Here is a 22,839-nt window from a genome sequence, read left to right as displayed (position 1 = left end):
GAGAAGAGATGCGCCAAGCGCTTTTTGAATACATTGAAGTTGATTATAATCGAACAAGAAGGCACAGTGCTCTTGGGTATCTAAGCCCAGTTAACTTTGAAAAACAATATGTAGCTTAATGCGGTGTCCAGTCTAACTGGAGCAGATCAATTCTTCATGAATAGCCCTTGTATAAACGGAATTAAATTTGCTCTACTAGAGCATTAAGCATTAAGCATTAAGCATTAAGCATTAAGCATTAAGCATTAAAGATTTGAGATAGTTCGGTCGCACATAGGTGATACTGACGAGGGCAGTTGCGCCATGTTGTGAGCATGCGACGGTACTTTTCTAGCATTGGCATTTGGCTATTGAAGTGGTGATCCGCTTTATCAAATTGAGGGTACAGACCTTCAGAGTCAACAAGGAAGCGCACGTAATGTACGATTTGAGCTTCAGAAGCGATATCAAAACCTAAGAACTGCAGGCGGCGTTGATCTACTTCCGCTTGCTCTTGCTCTGCGAGCATTTTGTTCGACTCTTGCATGGCATGGTACATCTCCATGATGTCGATAATTTCGCGACATTCTACTTCAGTCAAACAACCAAATTCTTTATTAAGTTCGCGCATTTGGAGTTCATAACCACGTTCTACAATCGTTTGTAGACGTTGGTATTTTGTTGCATTCTCAGGATCCATTTGAGACATAAGGTAGTATTGATTTGATAGAATCAGACGCTGAGCATTGGTCATTTCCATGGGAGGAGCCTCACTAAAAACGAAATATTATATTTTTTTGTTGCAGTAAGAGTAACAGCATTCCTACGCGTAGAAACATGATCTCAACACGGATTTAATATAAATTTTGCTGTTGATAAATAAAAGTTGTAAAGAGAAGTGAAAGGATAAAACTCGGGCAAGAAAAAACGCTTCAATCGAAATTGAAGCGTTTGAAGTTTAGGTTGAACGTAAAGTCAGTTTTAGTACTTTACGTTTGAATGATACTGGCTTAGTACAGCAACAATCTCGTCCATTTTCTCTTTGCTTGGTGGGTTTGTACCTTCAAGAGGGTAGTCAAAACCAAGCGCTTCCCACTTATGAGCACCAAGCTTATGGTATGGAAGCAGTTCTACTTTCTCGATGTTATCCATATCTTTGATGAATTCACCTAGAAGATGAGCATCTTCAGGTGTATCGGTGTAGCCAGGGACAATCACATAACGAATCCACGTCGTCTTACCGATTTTGTGCAGGTAGCGTGCAAAATCCAGAGTACGTCGGTTTGATACACCAATGAAATCGTGGTGAATCTCATCTCGCATGTGCTTAAGATCGAGCATCACTAGATCAGAGACTTCGAGAACTTCATCGACTACTTCGGTGTGCTTACGAATGTAGCCATTCGTATCTAGACACGTATGAATGCCTTCAGCTTGAGCGGCGCGGAAAAAGTCACGAACAAACTCAGGTTGTAGCATCGCTTCACCACCAGAGCAGGTGATTCCACCGCCTGATGCTTTCATGAAATGACGGTATGATTTTGCTTCGTTGATGATCTCTTCGACCGTTACTTCCTTTCCGTCATGAAGATCCCATGTATCACGGTTATGACAGTACATACAACGCATTAAGCAGCCTTGAAGAAACACAATAAAGCGGATACCAGGGCCATCGACAGTACCACAAGATTCGAAGGAATGAATACGACCAGTTGTAGACATGAGCTATTCTCGTAGAGGAATTTATGCCGCTTATTTTATTACAAAAACGGTACATAAAATAGGGTCAAATGTTAATGAAGCCTTTTAATATTAGGCAATCGTCTATGAGTGTCGCGCCTTTAATCAATTTAAGAATAAAGGCGCGTTTTTGCTCAGAACTAGAAGAAAGCGAACAGGGTAATGCCACCAGTGGTGTAGGCCGACTTTTGCGCTTCTTCATAATCAGGCGTTTTAGCGGTCAGTGCGAAAGAGGCACCAACGTATTGATTATACCAAGCGACACCGAGCACAGCTGTTGCTTGAAGGTTCTCTAAGGTGACATCGTAGGATGCAGGATCATCACCGACTTTATTCGCGTATTCATCAATACCAGAACGATCACCTTCGACAGTTAAGTCATTAAATCGGTAACGACCTTCAAGGCCGGCATAGGTAAACCATCCCGTGTTTGACGCGCCAATCATACCTGGTCTAAAAGGGTTTTCTGTGGTGATATTGGCCGCGCCAAAGTTACCACCTAAGTCTGTGCCCCAACGGAACATGAAGCCTGTTGAAATATCGCTTCTAAAGTTACCAATATTGACTTCAGATACGTTAGAGATCTCGACATGAGTATTCGCTAAAGCTTGGTTACGCATTAGGTTGAAATGACTTAAGTAACCAATGCTACCCGCGTACTCATCATCTATCTGATATTCCCAACCCATAGGCTCACCCGATTTAGTGATTGAGTGAACCAATTTTTGAGCGTCTTCAGAAAGTGCACTTTCACCTGTTGTGCCCAAGGTGATATTGAAACGTTGCACTAGCTGTGGGTGCAGGCTGATGTAGTTGAGTTCGGTATGCAGATAACCGGCATATGGACGATCATTGGCTGAAGGCGTTTCCAGTTTTATATCTGAAGGGGTATACATTTTGTGGCCGATGGTGACTTCCCATTTATCTAAAGAGCTTGCGCCCCAATAGGAAAGACTTAATGGTTTGACCCAATTATAGGGTGTGATGCTTGATGATGTGTAGCTTAGAAATATGCCGTTGGTATAGTCTTGATCGACACCAAAGATGCCATCGTTGTCTAGTGCAAAAGTAAACGTAGACCGCTCAGACGCCATTGATGCAAAAGAGAGAAGAATGAGGGGTAAACAACGAAGGTATTTCATGGTTCAATTACTCTAAAAATGTGAACGTAGATAGTACCGTAGTTTGCTCGAATATGTGAAAAAAAGTCAATAGAAGACGTGTTTACTTAATTGACCCTTTGAAAGAGAAGTCAAATCAGCGTTATTTGTTTTAAATATAAAAAAAGCCTCGCACATTGGCGAGGCTCATTATTACTGAATGGTCAGTTTAAGCGTCTAGGCTTATAGAGATTCAGTAAATGTACGTGCGATTACGTCAGCTTGTTGCTCTGCAGTTAGAGAGTTAAAGCGAACAGCGTAACCCGATACACGGATTGTTAGCTGAGGGTATTTCTCAGGGTGCTTAACTGCGTCTTCAAGAGTTTCACGGTTAAGAACGTTAACGTTAAGGTGTTGACCACCTTCAATGCCAGCTTCGTGGTGGAAGTAACCATCCATTAGGCCTGCAAGGTTAGCACGTTGGCTGTCTTGTTCTTTACCTAGTGCGTTTGGCACGATAGAGAACGTGTAAGAGATACCATCTTGTGCGTCGGCAAACGGTAGTTTACCTACAGACGTTAGTGAAGCTACAGCGCCTTTCTCATCACGACCGTGCATTGGGTTTGCACCAGGAGCGAAAGGAGCGCCAGCACGACGACCGTCTGGAGTGTTACCTGTTTTCTTACCGTAAACCACGTTAGACGTGATAGTAAGAACTGACTGTGTAGGGATAGAGTTGCGGTAAGTCTTAAGCTTACGGATCTTGTTCATGAACGTAGAAACTAGTTCACAAGCAATATCATCTACACGAGAGTCGTTGTTACCGTATTTAGGGTAATCGCCTTCGATTTCGAAGTCAGTTGCGATGCCATCTTCGTCGCGAATTGGTTTAACCGTCGCGAACTTGATTGCAGACAGTGAGTCAGCAGCAACAGATAGACCAGCAATACCACAAGCCATTGTACGACGAACGTCACGGTCATGAAGAGCCATTAGAGACGCTTCGTAGCTGTACTTGTCGTGCATGTAGTGAATGCTGTTTAGAGCTGTCACGTATTGTTTCGCTAACCAGTCCATGAATGAGTCTAGGCGAGTCATTACGTCGTCGTAGTTAAGAACTTCGTCAGTGATCTTGTCGCCAACTGGGCCAACTTGCAACTTAAGTTTTTCGTCTACACCGCCGTTGATTGCGTAAAGCATTGTTTTCGCAAGGTTAGCACGAGCACCGAAGAACTGCATTTGCTTACCAACAACCATTGGAGATACACAACAAGCGATAGCGTAATCATCTGAATTAAGATCAGGACGCATTAGGTCATCATTTTCGTACTGGATAGAAGAAGTATCGATAGATACCTTCGCACAGAAACGTTTGAAGCCGTCAGGCAGTTGCTCAGACCAAAGAACAGTAATGTTTGGCTCTGGAGAAGGCCCCATTGTGTATAGAGAGTTTAGGAAACGGAAGTTCGAACGCGTTACTAGTGTACGACCGTCAACACCCATACCACCCATAGACTCTGTTGCCCAGATTGGGTCGCCAGAGAACAGCTCATCGTACTCAGGAGTACGTAGGAAACGAACCATACGCAGCTTCATTACGAAGTGGTCGATCATTTCTTGCGCTTCAACTTCAGTGATCTTGCCAGCAGCGATATCACGTTCGATGTAGATGTCTAGGAAAGTCGAAGTACGACCTAGAGACATTGCAGCACCGTTTTGAGATTTAACAGCAGCTAGGTAGCCGAAGTAAGTCCATTGGATAGCTTCTTGAGCTGTTTGAGCTGGCTCAGAGATATCGAAACCGTATGTCGCAGCCATTTGCTTGATTTGACCTAGAGCACGATGTTGCTCAGAGATCTCTTCACGCAATTGCATTGTAGCTGCAAGATCTTCGCCGTTTTCGAATTTTTCTTGAAGAGAAGTAAACTGAGCGTACTTGTCTTTCATTAGGAAGTCGATACCGTAAAGTGCAACACGACGGTAGTCACCGATGATACGACCACGGCCGTAAGCATCAGGAAGACCCGTTAGAACACCAGACTTACGACATTTTAGGATATCAGGCGTGTAGATATCGAAAACACCAGCATTGTGTGTTTTGCGGTACTCAGAGTAAATTTTAGAAACGGTTGGATCAAGAGTTTCACCGTATGCTTTACAAGAACCCTCAACCATACGAATACCACCGTTAGGGATGATCGCACGTTTAAGTGGTTTCTCTGTTTGAAGACCAACGATAGTCTCAAGATCTTTTTCGATGTAACCCGCATCATGAGAAGTGATGGTAGAGATAACAGAAGTATCGAAATCTACAGGTGCTTTAGTTGCGTTTTCCTGTTTGATACCTTCCATTACCGAAGCCCAAAGCTTATTAGTAGCCTCAGTACCTTCAGAAACTAGGAAAGACTCGTCGCCTTCATACGGCGTGTAGTTCTTTTGAATGAAATCACGAACGTTTACTTCGTTTTGCCACTCACCTGCAGCAAAATCTTCCCAAGCTTTAGCAAATTGCTCTGCCATGACATACCTACCTTTTTAGTAGAAAAAACACGTACATTAACACTGTTGTACCAGCGCCCCTCGTAAGGGTAGTACACTCTTATTAATAACAATATATATGAGCATAATCGCATCATATGGTTATATATATTGTCACTACTTTTTATATGTGGTCTTTACTCTATGAATTCAAGACTACGCTAAAAAATTTCTGCAAACCTTAAACTAAATCAATAAATACAAAAAAAGTTGAATAAAATTGAAAAAATTTGAGTGACAAAGGTTGCCACCCAAACTTTTTTTTAGTTTCAACACTACTTTTGTGTAGTGAGGACACTTATAGCCAAGCTTTCAGACCATATTGGCTTTCTAACATACCAACAGCAAGCATTGCGACTAGACAGATAATTAAAACACCCACTGGGATAACAATCTTGTCTACAAATGATAGACGCTTAGCACGCTCTTTATCACCAATCAGACCATTGTTGTCAAGTAGCATAGTTATCGCCCATGCGAGTACAGGGTTAACAACCGCTGAACCGAAGATACAGATACCAGCCGCTTGAGAATCTTTCGAATCTTTAACCATCTGCATACCCGCTTCAAGTAGAGGTAGAGATACACCAACAAGAAGAGCAACACGCATTACTGGTGGCCATACCGCGATGTCCATTGGGAAACCAAGGATTGCGATGATCATCACTAGAAGGCCTAGAAGGATAGCACCGCCAGGGATAGGGCGTTTTGCGATCGCTGCTGGAATCATGTAAGTACCCCAAGATGAAGTGATGTTACCACCACCTACGGCTGTACCTACCATCTGACGGATAGAACACATCGTCATTGTGTCATCTACATCCATCAGTACTTTTTCAGTCTTTTTAGGATAGTTCAATTCTTGGAAGATACGGTGACCTAGGAAGTCAGGAGACCACATTGCTACTGCAAGGATTGCAAATGGTAGAGATGCGATGAAGTGTTCCATGTTAGGAAGACCTAGCATCCAACCTTCAGAAGTCGAACCCCACCAGTAAACTGGGTTTAGGTTAGGAAGACCGGGTTCAGTGACGAATTTAATATCGAAACCGGCACCTAGTACTAATGCGATGACAAGACCTGTGAATGCACATACTGGAATAGCAAGCCAACGCTTGTTCACTTTTGCAAGGAATGCATATAGTGCGATAGTGACTGCCAGTACGATCAGACCAACATAACCCATGCTGCCCGCTTCAACCGAAGAAGATTGCAGACCCACTGCCCATTCTTGAATAGAAGTAATCTGACTCATGGTACCAGTCAAACCCAAGAAGATAAGCAAGCCCCCGGCTGTACCTTCCGAGGTGAGGTTCACCAATTTGGAACCACCTTTTAGGAAACTCAGCAGAAGACCGAATACACCGATTAGAATGGCCAACGCAAGAGGGTGAGCACCAGCAAGAGCGATGGTACCAATAAGAGGGATCATTGGACCGTGGTTACCGGCCAGGTTGGCTTTAGGGTTAATAAAACCAGAAGCAAGTACACAGAAAAGCAGTGCAGGGATAAGCATTTCTACACGCGCAACTTCGATAGCAAAATCTTTGCCCAAGTGTACGTGGTCCCATGCCGCAGTCAGACCTTCAGCCCAAGACATCATTACCGCAGAGTACATCGCGATAATACCAATGGTACCAGCAAGAGCAGGAACGAGATCTTCAAGTTCGAATCGGAAATCTCGACCTGGAAGATTTAGGCCAAACCGGCGTGGCTTCATAATTTGAAGCTCATGATCTAGATAATCTGAGCGGCTCTCAAATTCGGAAGCAGGGCGGTGTAGCTCTTTATAGCTTTTCTCTTCTACTTCAGAGTTCGCATTATTGACAACGTCTGACATAGATTCCTCATATTTTTATGTTAGTAATTCTAAAATTGAATTCTATAAGTTCGCGTAATTGCGTTATTTCTTCGTTATAACTTACCTACATTATGTTACACGTATTTGGCGTGCTTTATGCGAGAAAGTTAAAAGAAATATTTGGCATTTTTATGCCTTATTTTGTGTTCAGGAGTGTAACAAGCTTACCCTTTAGGGTGATTGATCTTGATCATTTTATGAGTTTATGTGAAAGAAAGCTACAAAACGCAGCGATTCATTAACGTATTATTGATGAAAGGTGTAATTTGTTTTCACAAATTGACGTTTACGAGTCTCATTTAAGTTTTGACCGTCCATTTATGCGTGAATTTCTCAATCTTAGTGAGCGATTTGATGATTGCTCGCTTGCGTCCTTAATTTAGACAACACTTACATGATAAAAACGGAAAATAATTGCGTGTATGGGGTGGTTTTTTGAACGCCATATTCTTTGATCGTGTCCTTTATTTGTTCAGCAAATTTGTGTTGTTAATCAGGTGTCAAGTGACCAATATTTCATTTTAATTAACTTTATTTAAACAATGCAATGGTCAAAATTATGACCTGAGAATGTAAACTATGCACGAATTTGAGGTTTAAATACTATATTTTGCATAATAAACCGAAGATAAGTGTTAATTATGCCCGCTCGGGTGGGTTAATAATTTGTTGCATGTTGGTTGGTGTGGTGCTAGTTTGTATCGCATGAAAAAGGTCGGAGTACCTTGCATTTTCACAGACTTGGGAGAGAAAGCGCATGACAGATGTACCGGCGCTGGACATAAAGGACTTACACAAAACGTTTGGTCAAAATGAAGTTTTAAAGGGAATTTCACTTTCTGCGCATAAAGGCGATGTAGTATCGATTATCGGATCCTCGGGGTCAGGTAAAAGCACTTTCCTTAGATGTATCAACCTTTTAGAGACTCCTACTGCTGGCGAAATTTGGGTGAATGGCGAATTGATTCAAATGAAAAATAACCGACAAGGTGTTTCTGTTCCTGCCAATGAAAAACAAGTACAGCGTATCCGTTCTCGTCTAGCGATGGTTTTTCAGGGTTTCAATCTATGGTCTCACCTCACCGTTCTCGAAAATGTTATCGAAGCACCTGTTCATGTTTTGGGTGTACCTAAAGCACAGGCGATTGAAAATGCAGAATTACTCCTGAAGAAAGTCGGCCTGTATGAGCGTAAAGATTACTACCCAGGACATCTGTCTGGTGGGCAACAACAACGTGCTGCTATCGCTCGTGCTTTAGCTGTCGACCCGGAAGTGATGTTGTTTGATGAACCCACATCGGCACTCGATCCAGAGTTAGTCGGGGAAGTACTTGGCGTTATGCGTGACTTAGCGGAAGAAGGAAGAACCATGCTGGTGGTCACGCATGAAATGGCATTCGCTCGTGATGTATCAAATCATGTGATGTTTTTACATCAAGGTCTAGTCGAAGAGCAGGGCGATCCAGCAAAACTGTTTACACAACCTGAATCTGAACGATTACAACAATTTATCTCATCGATCTATTAATCGCACTCTTTAAGGACACCTTTTTAAGGCGAAACAGAATTGAAATACTGCTGCTAGGGTAAATGGCGCCAGTGAACAATGAAAAACAACCAATATGTAATTAGTCACAACAAACACAATAGCAAAATATAAAAATCTAAATCACAGGAGTAGGGATATGAAAAAGTGGTTATTAGTCGCGGCACTTGCTGCAACTGCAGCAACGGGCGTAGCTCAAGCAAAGGAATGGAAAACAGTGCGTTTCGGTATTGAAGGTGCTTATCCTCCATTTAGCTGGACAGAAGCCGACGGTTCACTGAAAGGTTTCGATGTTGATATGGCTAACGCCCTTTGTACTGAAATGCAGGTCAAGTGTAAGATCGTTGCGCAAGATTGGGATGGTATCATTCCTTCTCTACTTGCTCGTAAATATGATGCGATCATCGCGGCAATGTCTATCACGGAAGAACGTAAGAAAAAAATCGACTTTACGGGGAAATACGCACTTATCCCAAACAAGTTCATCGCAAAAAAAGGCGCTGGTCTTAATTTTGATGATCTAAGTGGTCAAAAAATTGCCGTTCAACGTGCTACAACTCACGATAAGTACCTAACAGACAACTACGGTGATACCGTAGAGATCGTTCGTTACGGCTCTTTCGACGAGGCTTATCTGGATCTCGCTAACGGTCGTGTTGCTGCTGTACTCGGCGATGCATCTGCTCTAGAAGAAGGCGTACTAAACAAAGCCGGCGGTGAAGACTACGAGTTTGTTGGTCCATCACTCACTGATCCTAAGTGGTTCGGTGACGGTTTTGGTATTGCTCTACGTAAGCAAGACAAAGATCTGACCAAGCAATTAGACGCTGCAATTCTTTCACTACGTGAAAAAGGCATCTACCAAGATATCGCGGCTAAGTACTTCAACTACGATGTATACGGTGAGTAATCTCTAGTGCGACTCGTTAAGGGAGAGGCTCTCCTCTCCCTGTCTTACCAACTTTTTCGCAGTTCTGTTGGAATTCATTATGTTTGATTTACTAGGATATGAAGCGTCGATCCTGAAAGGGGCGGCACTTACAATCGAAGTTGCCTTGCTGTCGCTCATTTTAGCAATGGTTCTTGGTATGCTAGGTGCTTTAGCAAAACTCGCGCCTTATCGCTGGGCTCGTGCTATTGCAACTCTCTACACAACCGTCATTCGAGGTATCCCAGATCTCGTCTTGATGATGTTAATTTTCTTTGGTGGACAAATCCTTTTAAACAACAGTTTGTATTCCATCAATGAGTGGCTCAATGAGTGGTTCACTTCAAGTGATCCTAACCATGAATGGACCGCTTACTTACCTGATTATATTGATGTCAGCCCATTTATTGCAGGTGTGTTAACCATCGGCTTCATCTTTGGTGCTTATATGGCTGAAACTTTCCGTGGTGCGATCATGGCGGTTGATAGCGGTGAAATGGAAGCGGCAAAGGCCTATGGTATGGGGCCTGTTTTAGCATTTCGTCGTATTTTATTACCGCAAATGATCCGTCACGCCTTACCTGGTTTTGGTAACAACTGGTTAGTTTTACTGAAAACCACGGCGTTGGTTTCTATTATCGGCTTAGAAGACATGGTGCGTGTCAGTACATTGGCGGCGGGTTCGACTAAAATGCCGTTCACATTTTATATGACAGTGGCACTTATCTTCCTATTCTTTACCAGTGTTTCGACAGGCTTGCTTAAGTTGGTTGAACGTAAATTCAGTATCCACACGAGGTAGTTATGGACTTTTCATTGATTATTGAAAGCCTGCCGATTTACCTTAGTGGTCTATGGACAACGGCGTGGATGGTTTGCGTCGCTTTGATCATTGGCTTATGTGTTGCGATACCACTCGCGATTGCTCGCAACAGTCCTAATATCTTGATTAACGTCCCGGCTTGGTCGTTCATCTACTTCTTCCGTGGTACACCCTTGTTGGTACAGTTGTACTTGATTTACTACGGTATGGACCAGTTTTTCCCAGTAAAAGACACACTATGGGAAAACGCATGGTTCTGTGCTCTGGTGGCATTCATTTTGAACACATCAGCATATACAGCAGAGATCATTCGCGGTGCCATTAACGGCTTACCTAAAGGTGAAGTTGAAGCCGCAAAAGCGTACGGCATGAGCACACCAAAGACTTACCGCCGCATCATTCTGCCAAGTGCTCTACGTCGCGCATTACCGGCTTACAGTAACGAAGTTATCTTCATGCTTCACGGCTCTGCGGTAGCAGGTATCGTAACTATTATGGATCTAACCGGTGCTGCTCGTTTGGTGAACTCACGTTACTATGCCCCATTCGAGTCTTTCCTAACGGCAGGTCTGTTCTACATGGCACTAACGTTTATCATCATCGCGATTTTCAAATTCGCAGAGAAGCGTTTCCTCGCTTATCTAAGACCCCTTAGCTAATCGCAATCTGGACAAATCTTCGTTAATAAAAACGGCGCTCATTGAGCGCCGTTTTTATTAAAAGAAGCCGTTTAACTCGTTACTTAAACGTCGACCAAATTGGAGCGTGGTCTGACGGTTTTTCAATGCCGCGTAGCTCGTAGTCGATGCCCGCTTCAGTACACTTATCAGCAAGTTTTTGAGTTGCTAGGACTACATCAATACGCAGGCCACGGTTGTCCACGAAACCTTTTGAACGGTAATCAAACCACGAGTATTGATCGTTCACTTCAGGGTGCAGCAAACGGAAGCTGTCTACGAAGCCCCAATCCACCAATGTTTTTAGCCACTCACGCTCTTCGGGTTGGAATGAACACTTACCCGTTTTCAACCAGCGCTTTGCGTTAGGTTCACCGATACCGATATCTGCGTCGATAGGGCTGATATTAATGTCGCCCATTACGATCACTTGCTCATCTTTGTTGTGATAGTCGTTTAGGTAAGTCATTAAGTCTTTGTAGAACTGGCGTTTGTACGGGTACTTTGTTTCATGCTTGATGTTATCCCCTTGAGGGAAGTAGCCATTGAGCACGGTAACCTTTTCACCATTTTCATCTTTAAACGTCGCTATGATCATGCGCTTTTGATGGTCTTCATTATCTGTTGGGAAACCCTTCTGCACAGAGATCGGGGCTTGCTTACACAACATTGCCACACCGTAGTGAGCTTTTTGGCCGTGGAAGTAAACCTTGTAGCCCATTGCTTCAACATCAGCAATGGGGAAGGCTTCATCGTGCACTTTTATCTCTTGCAGACCAATTACGTCGGGTTGGTGTTTGTCGATAACCGCTTGCAGTTGATGAAGGCGAGCTCTAAGGCCGTTGATGTTGAAGCTAATTACTTTCATTTGTTTTTATACCTCTCGTAAACCTTTGTCACTGCTTGTCTTTAAAGGTTTTTGATTGGGTGGGTTTCATGGTTCATCGTATTTAACCATGCTTAATAATATCTGTCGCCACTTTGTCGAGACAAAATGGCGGCATTAAATGTTACAGTTACGCAGAATCTATTGAGTCTTTAGTAAATCTAAAAAGAACGCGTATTCAAGAGCATCTTCTTTCAATCGCTTGAATCGGCCAGAAGCGCCACCGTGACCAGCTTCCATATCGGTTTTGAACAGCAACACGTTGTTGTCTGTTTTCATCTCACGCAACTTCGCCACCCATTTCATTGGCTCAAAGTATTGTACTTGGGAGTCATGCAGACCTGTGGTCACCAACATGTTCGGGTAGCGTTGCTCTTTTATATTGTCGTATGGTGAGTAACCCAGCATGTAATCGTAGTAGGCTTTATCGTTTGGGTTGCCCCATTCGTCATACTCGTTGGTAGTGAGAGGAATCGATTCATCAAGCATGGTGGTTACCACGTCGACAAACGGAACATGTGCACCAATACCACGGTACTGTTCTGGTGCTTGGTTGATGATTGCACCCATCAATAGACCGCCAGCAGAGCCACCCACGGCGAACACTTTATCTTTTGCGCCGTAACCTTCTTCAACCAGACCTTTAGTGACATCGACAAAGTCATTAAATGTGTTTTGTTTAGTCAGTTTCTTACCATCCTCATACCAAGGGCGACCAAGCATTTCTGAACCGCGGATATGTGCGATTGCATAAACGAAACCTCTATCCAGTAGGCTAAGGCGAGTTGAGCTAAACGTCGGTTCAATGGTGGAACCGTAAGAGCCGTAGCCGTATTGGTAGATTGGGTTAGTGCCGTCTTTCTGGAATAAACTTTTGCGATAAACTAAAGACACAGGAACTTGCTGACCATCGCGAGCCGTAACCATGATTCGCTCTGATTGGTAGTTATCCGCTTTGAAATCACCTAATACGGGTGTTTGCTTCATGAGTTCAGATTTACCGGTACTTAGGTCAAAATCATAGTAAGTACCTGGCGTGGTTAAGCTGCTGTAATAGATACGAACTTTTGAGTTATCTAATTCATAGTTACCCGTTAGGTAAGCGGCAAAAGCGCTGTCGTTAAATTCAAGTGGGAACTCGTGGCCTGTTGAGAGTTGGCGAACTTTCACTGTAGACAAACCATCCGCGCGTTGCTCGTAAACAAGATGATCAGCAAACAATTCGAAATCAACAAGCTGAGTATTATCGTCCGCAGGGATGACATCGACCCATTTTGAGCGATCGTGCATCTCTTCGGCGGTGACTTTCATTAAACGGAAGTTGACCGCTTGGTAGTTGGTGTAGATGTAATACCAATCACCTAGCTTAGCGATGCCGTACTCTATGCCAGTCTCTTTTGGGTAGAAAGCCTCAGCAGTCGCCTTTGGGTTATTGGCGTCGATGACTGAAACACCGCTGGTTTCTGTGCTCGAGTGCCAAATGTAGACCAGCTCACCATCTTTGCTCTTACTCAAAGAGGTGTAGTAAGCGCTATCGGTTTCTTCGTAAATTAATTCATCGCTTGCCTGATCTGTGCCTAACACGTGGCGGTAAACTTGATAACCCAGTAATGTTTGTCGATCTTTTTTGATGTAGTAAAAGGCTTGATTGTCGTTTTGCCACGCGATGGCACTCGAAGCGCCTTCAATTTCATCTTTTAGGTATTCCCCCGTCGTGAGGTCTTTGATCTTGATGGTGTATACACGGCGGCTCAGCGTATCTTCGCCATAAGCCAACAAGTTTTCGTTTGGACTGATCGCTAAGCCACTAATACTGAAAAATTCATGTTCTTTTGCTAGCGCGTTAACATCCAAGATGATCTGCTTGTCTGTGCCTGTAAAGTCTTTTGCACGTAAGTGAATGGGATATTCGTTGTCACCTGAGACGTTATTCGAGTAGTAGTAATTACCTTTACGAACGGGTACTGAATTGTCATCTTTCGCGATTCGCCCTTCGATCTCTTCGAATAACTGTTCTTGCAACGCTTCTGTGTGCTTTAGCACGGTTTCTGCGTACTGATTTTCTTGTTCAAGGTGTTGTAAGATCGCTGGATCTTGGCGTTGGTCATCGCGCATCCAGTAGTAATCATCGATTCGGGTGTCACCATGAATCGTCATTGCGTGAGGGACTTTCTTAGCAACGGGAGCTTGGGTTTGCTGAGCGACGAGTTGCGATTGAGCGTAGTGGTTCATGGTTGGTATTCCTTGATTACAGTATCTTTTTTTATTAGAGCCTAGATACGCTGGAGTTGTTCCAATGACAGTATTGATAGTTAGATGTCGGACATGCACTTTTAGCATAAGTGTCTGTTATTGTTTTCAAAAAATCAAAGTAATGTTTAATGAAATTGATGTGAGACGTCAGTCTAGAGAAAACGTGCAATAAAAGAGGGACACACTTTTCAGCATGTCCCTCTTTTTGTTTAGGCAGGATTTGAGTTTTACTTTAGATAGCCAATGGCATTTCGTTTGAGTGGTCATGTTTACGATTGACCCAACGCAAACCAAGCAGAACGATAAAAGACATCACAATCATCAAACAACCCAGTGGCAGTTGGTCTTGAACGGGGAAGAACGAGGCCAATAGCGTTGCGATACCTGCCCCTAGGTTCTGCATACCCCCTAAGATAGCGCCCCCGTACCGGCATGGTATGGGAACGGTGAGAGTGCTCCTGTTGTTGCCGCAGGGAATAAGATGCCAGCGCCCAAGAAGTAAATGGTGGCACCGCCAATCAAAGTGAATGCTGTTGTTTGACCAAATAGACCCGGTATCAACACCACTGTTGAGCCTACTAGGATCGCCACTAGACCAACATTCAGTACACGGCGCTCAGAGCCACGTTGTGCGATGTAACTCGATAAGCCTGCGCCGACTAAATAACCCGGTATAGGCAAGACAAACAACAAGCTTACTGTGGTCGCCGGTAAGCCAAGTACACCACCCAGTAACACGCCTGCCGCAGCTTCAAAGACGGCCACACCAGCGAATGTGGCGACTAATACCAGTAAGAAACCTTGGAAACGTTTGTCAGACAGAACGAATTTGTAGCTGTTAGCGACCGATTCATGCTTACGTCGTTCTTTCGGCAGTGTTTCCATCATGCTTGTCATCATGGTGATCACAACCGCGATACCAAAGAGCGCAAGGAATAAGTAGCTAGATCGCCAACCAAAAGCTTCGGTTAAGTATCCCCCCAGAACCGGAGCCATCAACGGCGAGAAAATCACACACATACTGATTAAGCTGTTGGCACGGTGCAATTCTACGCCTTCAAAACAGTCACGAGTCAGCGTACGAGACATTGCACCGCCACAACCGATGCCCAAACCTTGGATAAAGCTACCCATTAAGAACCATTCATAATCTTTAGCGAACAATGCGACCAAAGTACCGATGATATAGATGATCAAACCGGCAATGATGATAGGTTTACGGCCTAGGCGATCAGAAAGCGGTCCATAGACAAATTGCGACAGACCATAAGGGATTAAGTAGCACGCCATCACAGCTTGAAGTGAAGACGCCGAAACGAAGAACTCACCCGCCATGTGACCGATAGAAGGCACATACATTGTTTGAGTCATTTGACCTACGGCTGTCAGAATAGCGATTAAAAAGGTCAGTTTCGCTAATGGAAACGAGGCGGACATTTGCGTATCTCTCCAAAAATAGGACGTAAAAAGCCTTAGCACTCCATTAGGGAGAGCTAAATAAATAAATAAAGTGTTCAGGGAATCTAGGCGCGAGATATTAGAGCTTGATTGCGAGCTTAGCAATCAAAAAGTGTGAAGTTGAGCAAGATAAAAATCTATAACTTGGATTATAAAAACTAATCCGAAAATGGTGGGTAGTTCAAGGTTTGGGTATTTAAGGTTGAGTCACCTCTGAACAGAAAAAGGGACAAACGAAGATCTTCATTTGTCCCTTTTTATCGTGTTAACGTTCTAGGCTCTAAGGCTTGTCGCAACCAGTCAACACAGTTAGTCTTCGATAAACCAGTAACCTTTGTTGACCAAATCCGTCACTATTGTTACGCCGGAAGACGTCAGGAGCGTTGCTGAATTCAGGACAGTATCATCGCAAAGTACGTTGAGTAGCGATGCGTCCGCTTTTTCAACTTTCACGACTTCACCATTGATGAAAGCCGTGTTGCTGTCGCCTTCATGGTAGAGTGCTTTTAAACCTGATACTCGGTGAATTTCACCTTCTGACTCCAAGTGCTGGATGATTTCTTCTTGAGTCCATAATGGCTCAGGCGCAACAATATCAAGCTGGTGGCGGGATTGGCTCAGCAAACACCCCATGAATTCACGGATGGTTTCTGGTTGTTCTAATGCCGATTTCAACATGCCTGTTAGGTTGCTTAAATCCGATGAACGAATCTTGCCGTAACCTTTTTGCGTTTTGAATTCTGGATCGTGCAGGTGTACGTCACCCATATCATGAGCAAGCACAAAATCGGCAAAGTTGCTGATCAGCTCTTGTTCTTTAGGAGAACGGTAGCCAATAGAGTAGCTCATTGACGGCTCTAGCGTTTTGCCTTCATGCGGGAAACCTGGTGGGATATAAAGGATATCGCCCGGCTCTAAAGTTTCATCAATGATCGGCTCAAAACCTTCTATTTGACGAAGTGCAGACGCTTGTATTGTCTCTTTATATTGACCGACATCTTTCGCCCCAACTTTCCACTGACGCTTACCTTGGCCTTGGATGATGAATACATCATATTGATCAATGTGCGGACCCACACCGCCCTCTGGTGCCGAATAGCAAATCATGAGATCGTCGAATAACCAGTTTGGTAACACTTGAAACGCTTCTGTTAACTGATTTGCACCTTGGTGCCAGTGGTTCGCCGCTTGAACGATCAATTGCCAATGAGTTTCAGTGAGATTGGCAAATTTCTCTTCGGAAAATGGACCATGTTCTGCCGTCCATTGGTTGTTGAGGTTAGAGACAAAGCGAGAATCCACTTCTTCTTCCATCGATAAACCTGCCAGTTCTTCTGGCGACATTGGGTCGACGAAGTTTTGGAAGCCACCTTTTAAGATGGTGGGTTTTTTATGCCAGTAGTTGTCAAGAAACTCGGGCATAGAAAAGCTAAGTTGGTACATGTGAATCCTGTATATTTTTATGCTAGATGCTAGATGCTAGATGCTAGATGCTAGATGCTAGATGCTAGATGCTAGATGCTAGATGCTAGATGCTAGTTTGGATTGTAAATCTTGTTGGACGATCTTAATGGCCGCCAACGCGACCTTTGGGTCAATGTCGTTGCTTTCGAGCAGATAGATCAGGTCGACCGCTAATTTCACCTCTTCTGGTGCATTATCCAGTGGTGATGGAGTGTGATCAGTGTTCATTTCGCTTAGGGTTCTCTAAGTTAATCAGTCTCTCAATATTTTTCATTGAGTCTTCACAGCGTTCTAGTCGTTCTTTGGCTAACTGCCAAGCCTCTTCCGCTTTTTTCTTACTGTGACGAGGCGCAGAATCAAACGCTAACTTTCGTATTCGTACCAAATCGACCAACCGCTTTTGCCAATCTTGGTGCTGTGCGAGTTCATTATATAAGTCATTTAGGTTTTTCCCGGACTTACTTTTTCGATCTAGACGTAAATCATGATTGGCAAGCTCTCTTTGAATGGCACCTATCTGGTTGGTTAACTTTTCCGTCAGATAGTTTGCTCTTGATGCGGTGAGCTGATTGGTAGTTTGTTCTCGCAATATGGTGTGATAAGTCGCTTGCGCTTCGAGTGCATAGGGCTGCAAAGTAAACGCTCTCGACTTAAATAAAGTGCGGTCGAACAAGGCTTGGTGATATGCTCCTCGCCCTATGTCGACTTGAGAACAATGGCCAACCAAGGTATCAATGACGCTTTTTAATTTTGAAAAATGATTCATCTCTTTACCCAAATGTTGGTGGCTATAAGTTCACAAACCACGCTTCGTATGCCAGCTTGAGCGCGAGAATACTCACAACGGTGACAAATACCGGCCTTATAAAAGTGGCACCAAAACGAATAGCAGAGTGTGCCCCTACGAATGCGCCTGCCATTAAGCATACACCCATGGTTAAACCAAGTACCCAATCGATATGTCCGAGGATCGCGAAAGTGATTAAAGAGGTGAGGTTACTGGTAAAGTTCATCGCTTTTGATAGGCCAGAAGCCAGTAAGATATTTAGGCGATACAGAGCCATCGAACTTACCGTCCAAAAAGCCCCGGTTCCAGGGCCTGCAACACCATCATAAAACCCCAATATCAACCCTTGAAACTTTTGCTTTCTCTTAAGTATCGGACACGGTTTCGGTGACGCATTGTTGTTTGCATCTGGCGTCTTGTGAAAAATGGTGTAGACGGCAGCCGCTAAAATTACGAGTGGTAGTGCTTTCTCTAGCCATTCGGTGCTGATGGCGTCGACGGTTAATGTACCAATGGTTGCACCGATGAGTGTGGCGATGAACGCGTTGATCCAGCATTGAGGCTTAAATAGCTTTTTACGGTAATAGGTCAAGGCTGCCGTTGATGAAGCAAACGTTGCTGCGAGCTTATTGGTCCCCAGTGCAATATGCGGCGGTAGGCCAAGTGATAGTAAAGCAGGGACGGTTAGCATTCCGCCTCCACCAGCCACGGCATCAATAAAGCCGGCTGCAAAAGCAACCAAAGCAAGTACAACCAACATGGTTGGTTCAATCATGTCCATAAATAGCTATTGTTCTCATTATGTGCTGATAGGGCAGCGGCATGAGTAACCTTTGGGTTAGTCATGCACAGTTGTGAATGCAAGGGTCAAGCGATGTGAGACCCAAAGCCACCGATACGATGGCTAAATTAGTATTTTATCGTTCTTTTAAACGGCGGTAACGAGTCGAGTAAAGATTTACCGTATCGCTTCGTGACGATGCGCCGATCAAGGATGGTGACTTTACCAGAATCTCGTTCTTTACGCAGTAATCGTCCGACAGATTGAATAAGCTTTTTACTCGCTTCTGGTACCGTAATCTGCATGAATGGATTGCCTCCTCGTGATTCGATATATTCAGAATGGGCTTGCTCTACCGGTGATGTAGGTACACCAAATGGAATCTTGGTGATGATCAAGTTTTCAAGCAACTCTCCTGGTAAATCAAGACCTTCAGAAAAGCTACCGGTTCCAAAAAGAACACTGGTTTTCCCCAATTTGATCAGCTTTTTATGTTTTTTTAGGATTTCTGTACGTGAAGTGTCACCTTGGACCTGTAACGCCCAAGACTTTTTCACGAAATCGGCTTCCAAAGCTTCGGCAACTTTGTTCATTTGCCAATACGATGAGAATAGAACCAGATTGGCTTTGTTGTCCTCAATCACCTCGGGCAATATTTCAATAAGATATTCGGTAAACTGCGGTGCTTGAGGCTCGTATTTCATTGCAGGAACGACCAGCTCCGCTTGATTTTGGTAATCAAACGGGGATGCTAAAGCCAGAAATTGCACGCCATCTTCTGTTTTTTGGCTGATACCGGCTTGATGACAGAAAAAATGAAAGGAGTTAAGGGCTCTCATTGTTGCTGAAACTAATACCGCGCCCACACAGCGACTCCAAATCTGTTGGTCTAGCTGCCAACCAACCTCTAACGGAGAGACATTGACAACAAAGTCGCCCTCGTTTTCTTTACTCAATTCCAACCAGCGCGCCAAAGGAGCGCCTTTTTCACGTTTAGGTTCAGCCATTAAACGCCAAACTTGAGCCAGATTTTCGGTTCTTTGTATGTAGAAGCCGATTTCAGCCAGAGCTGGCTCGGCCAGCTTGGCTGACAGTTCGCCGTCTTTGATCCGTTCAGCGATAAGATCAGCGATTTTCGCGACGGCTTGGCTCGCCTTTTGAGTGAGCTGTTTAAGGTCTTTCGATTCGTTTTCAAGCCACTCTGGCAGATCACCATGTTCGAAGCGGTAAAGTCCTTCTTCAAAATGGGTCGCGTCAAACTGTTTACTTAGCTGGTTTAGGGTAGGGATCAATTGCTGCACAGAATCCTGCAACTCATTTCTAAATCGATGGACGCGTTTTTCGTCCGCTAAACCCGAAAGCTTAGTGATCGATTGATTCAAGCGCTCTAACCAAGAAGCCGCGCCTTTCAAGCTCGCTGCTGCGGACGAGTGATCTCGCGCGACATGAGGTAAATGATGCGCCTCATCGAATATATAGATGCTATTTTCTGGTTCTGGAAGAATAACGCCGCCACCTAAGTCAGCGTCGGCCATCACCAAACTGTGATTAGCAATAATGACGTCTGCTTTATCTAGCTCTGAACGGGCTTTTTGGAAAGGGCAATCTCTATGTGTTGGCATACTATTGTTGCAGCTGTGCTTATCACTTACGATCATTTGCCAAATCATGTTGTCGATGGGTTTCGGCCATGAGTCGCGGTCGCCATCCCATTTTCCTTGAGCCAAACTACGGTACATGGTTTGCAGTTGTTCGATATCCTTTTTCTTTGGTTTGGATTCGAACATCGCCATTTGCCCGCCATCAACGCCACACGCAGCGGCCAGTTTCTCTGAGCAACAGTAACGTTGTCTGCCTTTCGCGAGTATAAATGAGAACTCTCTGTCAGTGAGCCTTCTATATAGAGGGAGATCTTTATTGACGAGTTGTTCTTGTAGAGCAACCGTCGCTGTCGAAATGATGATTTTTCGATTATTGATCACCGCGACAGGAATTGTGGCCATTAAATAAGCCAGTGATTTCCCAATCCCTGTTCCTGCTTCAGCAACAATCATGCGATGACTTTTGTGGTATTGACCACAAAGTGTCTTGGCAATTTCTGCAACAAGATAATTTTGAGCACGTCGCGGGACGAAGTTGTCCAACTGATCTTGGAGGTTTTGATAACTGGTGCGAATAGAGTTTTGAATTTTAGTAGTTAGCATACTGTGACCTACGTAACGGAGCGAAGATAGTAGCACATATCACTAGTCGGTACATTTAAGACAAAATAGCTTGCTTTTGAATCAAAGGTAGATCTTCTTCACAAAAAAAAACTGAACCATCAAGAACTTAACGAACACATCTCTCTTGTGAAATATAAATATCAAAAATAATCATATTACAGGTTTTAAATTTCATTTAAGTGGGTTTTTTAGGTTTTTATTGGTGTTTTATTCTAATTTATTGTTTTATACGGTTGTGAAATTTCTTGGTAAAAGAAAGGTTACATTACTCGTAAAATGGTGAAATTTTATGTAAATCATTGATTTTTTTGGTTTTTATATTTTTTTGGGTGTGTTTTTAGTTTATTTGACACGCAGGATAATATTTTGCAATCTAGGCTTCGAAATTTAGTGGCGCTGATTAGCCAACATAGAGTGGTAATCAGCAGTCATAAAAAATAAAAGGGAACCGGGCAAGGATCTCCCATTCTTAGAAAAGGCAGTGGACTTATTATGAAAAAGACTATTCTAGCGCTAGCAATCGCAGCAGTATCTACATCTGCATTTGCAGTACAAACTAACTCTGAAAACTCTAAACCAATGTTTGAGTTTGACAGCATGCAGAAAGACCAGTTCTCAGTATCTGGTTCATGGGGTCTTGGTGGTTACTACGATACAGAAACTAAAGCGATTTACGACGACTGGGCAACGGGTCTTACTGTTGCAGTAAACTACAAAAACAACCGTTGGATTGGTTACTTTGAAACTGACCTAATGATGAACTACAGCTCTGATGAGCAAGCAAAAGACATCCAATCAGGCCCTGCTACAGACGTAGATAAAGCTTGGTTAGGTTTTGACACGGGTGTTGGTGTAGCATCTTTCGGTTGGGAAAACGATACAGCTCTAGATAAAGTTGACGGTGCTGGCGACATGACTTACGAGTTTGGCGCTTCTGCTGGTGATGCATCTGATGCTTTCAACGTTGTTAAATTCGAAGGTGTAACTTCTGGTATTGCTTACGGCATCTCTGCTTTTGATACTGATGATAACCGTGAAAAAGGCGAAATGGGTTACAACGGTTATGTTGGTGTAGAGCAAGACATGTTCAACATCTATGCTGGTTACGAAGCTCGCCAAGATTCTGAGTTCACGACTACATCGCTTTCTGGTAACGTAACGCTAGATAAAGTGAAACTGGGTGCTAACGCTTGGATTGATGACGGCAATGCGAAGGATCTAACAGGTGTTAATGCTGATGAGCTGAAAAATACTGGTTACTACCTATCTGGTTCATACGCTGCGACTGAGCAACTGACTGTTGCTGCTGGTTACGGTGCAAACACTACTGAGAAGAAGAATGAAGCTGACGCTGATAACAGCTACATGAACGTTGCAGTAATGTACACTTACAGCGAAAAAGTTGATATGGGTATCGATGTTAAACAAGAACTTGACGTACCTAAAGGTGACAAAGATACTTACGTATTCGCAGCGGCTTACTACCACTTCTAATCGTTTGATTTTTAGTTAAGTAACGTTGTAAAAGCCAGTCATATGAACTGACCCCCAATAGTTGGACACCAATTATTGGGGGTCTTTTTATGTCCAAATATAGCCGAGAGCTAAAATGTATCATTGCTAAGCAATACTTAGATGGCACGTCATCTCTCTACTTAGCAAAACAATATTCAATTTCTTCAAGACAGATACGGTATTGGGCTCAAGTCTTTGCCATCCATGATACTGATTCATTTTTACCAACTAAGCATGCCGCGACTGCTCAAACAAAACGAAAAGCATTGAATTTAATG

The 22,839-nt window shown here is 43.6% G+C and carries 18 protein-coding genes and 2 pseudogenes; 7 read left to right on the top strand and 13 right to left on the bottom strand.

What is annotated here, in order from left to right; all coding sequences use genetic code 11:
* Positions 1-119, top strand: a 119-nt coding sequence (locus L4B77_RS15925) for an IS3 family transposase (RefSeq protein WP_429751611.1), incomplete at its 5' end; no start/stop codon positions are given.
* Positions 120-238: 119 nt separating this feature from the next.
* Here the strand turns inward: L4B77_RS15925 and L4B77_RS15920 are convergent.
* The 5 genes from L4B77_RS15920 to L4B77_RS15900 form a co-directional block, all read right to left on the bottom strand.
* Complete coding sequence (locus L4B77_RS15920) at positions 239-739, bottom strand: YfbU family protein (RefSeq protein WP_261837623.1); 501 nt, start codon at positions 737-739, stop codon at positions 239-241.
* Between the two features lie 221 nt (positions 740-960).
* A complete protein-coding gene (gene pflA / locus L4B77_RS15915) occupies positions 961-1,701 on the bottom strand; it encodes a pyruvate formate lyase 1-activating protein (RefSeq protein ID WP_261837622.1) in 741 nt (246 codons plus the stop codon).
* A gap of 158 nt (positions 1,702-1,859) precedes the next feature.
* Positions 1,860-2,861 carry a lipid A deacylase LpxR family protein gene (locus tag L4B77_RS15910; protein WP_429751608.1) on the bottom strand — a complete coding sequence of 334 codons (1,002 nt, stop codon included), beginning with the start codon at positions 2,859-2,861 and terminating at the stop codon, positions 1,860-1,862.
* 201 nt (positions 2,862-3,062) lie between these two features.
* Positions 3,063-5,339: a formate C-acetyltransferase gene (gene pflB / locus L4B77_RS15905; RefSeq protein WP_429751606.1), complete on the bottom strand. Its 2,277-nt coding sequence runs from the start codon at positions 5,337-5,339 to the stop codon at positions 3,063-3,065.
* 316 nt (positions 5,340-5,655) lie between these two features.
* Complete coding sequence (locus tag L4B77_RS15900) at positions 5,656-7,197, bottom strand: DUF3360 domain-containing protein (protein WP_261837619.1); 1,542 nt, start codon at positions 7,195-7,197, stop codon at positions 5,656-5,658.
* Between the two features lie 778 nt (positions 7,198-7,975).
* Here L4B77_RS15900 and L4B77_RS15895 point away from each other — a divergent pair.
* The 4 genes from L4B77_RS15895 (at position 7,976) to L4B77_RS15880 (ending at position 11,174) form a co-directional block, all read left to right on the top strand.
* Positions 7,976-8,746, top strand: coding sequence for an ABC transporter ATP-binding protein (locus L4B77_RS15895; RefSeq protein WP_261837618.1), 771 nt, complete (start codon positions 7,976-7,978; stop codon positions 8,744-8,746).
* Positions 8,747-8,903: 157 nt separating this feature from the next.
* On the top strand, positions 8,904-9,674 hold the full coding sequence (locus L4B77_RS15890) for an ABC transporter substrate-binding protein (protein ID WP_372066007.1): 771 nt from the start codon (positions 8,904-8,906) through the stop codon (positions 9,672-9,674).
* 79 nt (positions 9,675-9,753) lie between these two features.
* On the top strand, positions 9,754-10,494 hold the full coding sequence (locus L4B77_RS15885) for an ABC transporter permease (protein WP_261837616.1): 741 nt from the start codon (positions 9,754-9,756) through the stop codon (positions 10,492-10,494).
* Between the two features lie 2 nt (positions 10,495-10,496).
* Entirely contained in the window at positions 10,497-11,174 is a 678-nt protein-coding gene (locus L4B77_RS15880; RefSeq protein WP_372040111.1) for an ABC transporter permease, read from the top strand.
* Positions 11,175-11,253: 79 nt separating this feature from the next.
* On the opposite strand, the gene xthA is transcribed toward L4B77_RS15880, so the two are convergent.
* The 8 genes and pseudogenes from xthA to dinG form a co-directional block, all read right to left on the bottom strand.
* Positions 11,254-12,060 carry an exodeoxyribonuclease III gene (gene xthA, locus L4B77_RS15875; RefSeq protein ID WP_429751602.1) on the bottom strand — a complete coding sequence of 269 codons (807 nt, stop codon included), beginning with the start codon at positions 12,058-12,060 and terminating at the stop codon, positions 11,254-11,256.
* A gap of 159 nt (positions 12,061-12,219) precedes the next feature.
* Complete coding sequence (locus L4B77_RS15870) at positions 12,220-14,310, bottom strand: S9 family peptidase (protein ID WP_429751600.1); 2,091 nt, start codon at positions 14,308-14,310, stop codon at positions 12,220-12,222.
* A gap of 253 nt (positions 14,311-14,563) precedes the next feature.
* Positions 14,564-15,768, bottom strand: a pseudogene (gene emrD, locus L4B77_RS15865) (multidrug efflux MFS transporter EmrD).
* Between the two features lie 330 nt (positions 15,769-16,098).
* Positions 16,099-17,232: a ribosomal protein uL16 3-hydroxylase gene (locus L4B77_RS15860; protein WP_429751598.1), complete on the bottom strand. Its 1,134-nt coding sequence runs from the start codon at positions 17,230-17,232 to the stop codon at positions 16,099-16,101.
* Between the two features lie 78 nt (positions 17,233-17,310).
* Positions 17,311-17,481, bottom strand: a complete 171-nt coding sequence (gene rsmS, locus L4B77_RS15855) for a pleiotropic regulatory protein RsmS (protein WP_372040103.1) — start codon at positions 17,479-17,481, stop codon at positions 17,311-17,313.
* Positions 17,471-18,019, bottom strand: a complete 549-nt coding sequence (locus tag L4B77_RS15850; RefSeq protein ID WP_429751595.1) for a primosomal replication protein — start codon at positions 18,017-18,019, stop codon at positions 17,471-17,473. The genes rsmS and L4B77_RS15850 overlap by 11 nt, the downstream gene beginning before the upstream one ends.
* Positions 18,020-18,041: 22 nt before the next feature.
* Entirely contained in the window at positions 18,042-18,821 is a 780-nt protein-coding gene (locus tag L4B77_RS15845) for a sulfite exporter TauE/SafE family protein (RefSeq protein WP_261837608.1), read from the bottom strand.
* A 128-nt stretch (positions 18,822-18,949) separates the two neighbouring features.
* Complete coding sequence (dinG, locus tag L4B77_RS15840; RefSeq protein WP_429751593.1) at positions 18,950-21,025, bottom strand: ATP-dependent DNA helicase DinG; 2,076 nt, start codon at positions 21,023-21,025, stop codon at positions 18,950-18,952.
* A gap of 513 nt (positions 21,026-21,538) precedes the next feature.
* Between dinG and L4B77_RS15835 the strand changes: the two genes are divergently transcribed.
* Together L4B77_RS15835 and L4B77_RS15830 are read left to right on the top strand one after the other, a co-directional pair.
* Entirely contained in the window at positions 21,539-22,540 is a 1,002-nt protein-coding gene (locus L4B77_RS15835; protein WP_429751591.1) for a porin family protein, read from the top strand.
* An 89-nt stretch (positions 22,541-22,629) separates the two neighbouring features.
* Positions 22,630-22,839 (top strand): annotated as a pseudogene (locus L4B77_RS15830) (helix-turn-helix domain-containing protein); the annotation flags it as partial.

Origin of the sequence: Vibrio minamisatsumaniensis (genome assembly GCF_050337445.1) — a bacterium.
Taxonomy (GTDB): domain Bacteria; phylum Pseudomonadota; class Gammaproteobacteria; order Enterobacterales; family Vibrionaceae; genus Vibrio; species Vibrio artabrorum.
Note: the sequence above shows the minus strand (reverse complement) of the source record. Positions and strands in the feature narration are given on the sequence as shown.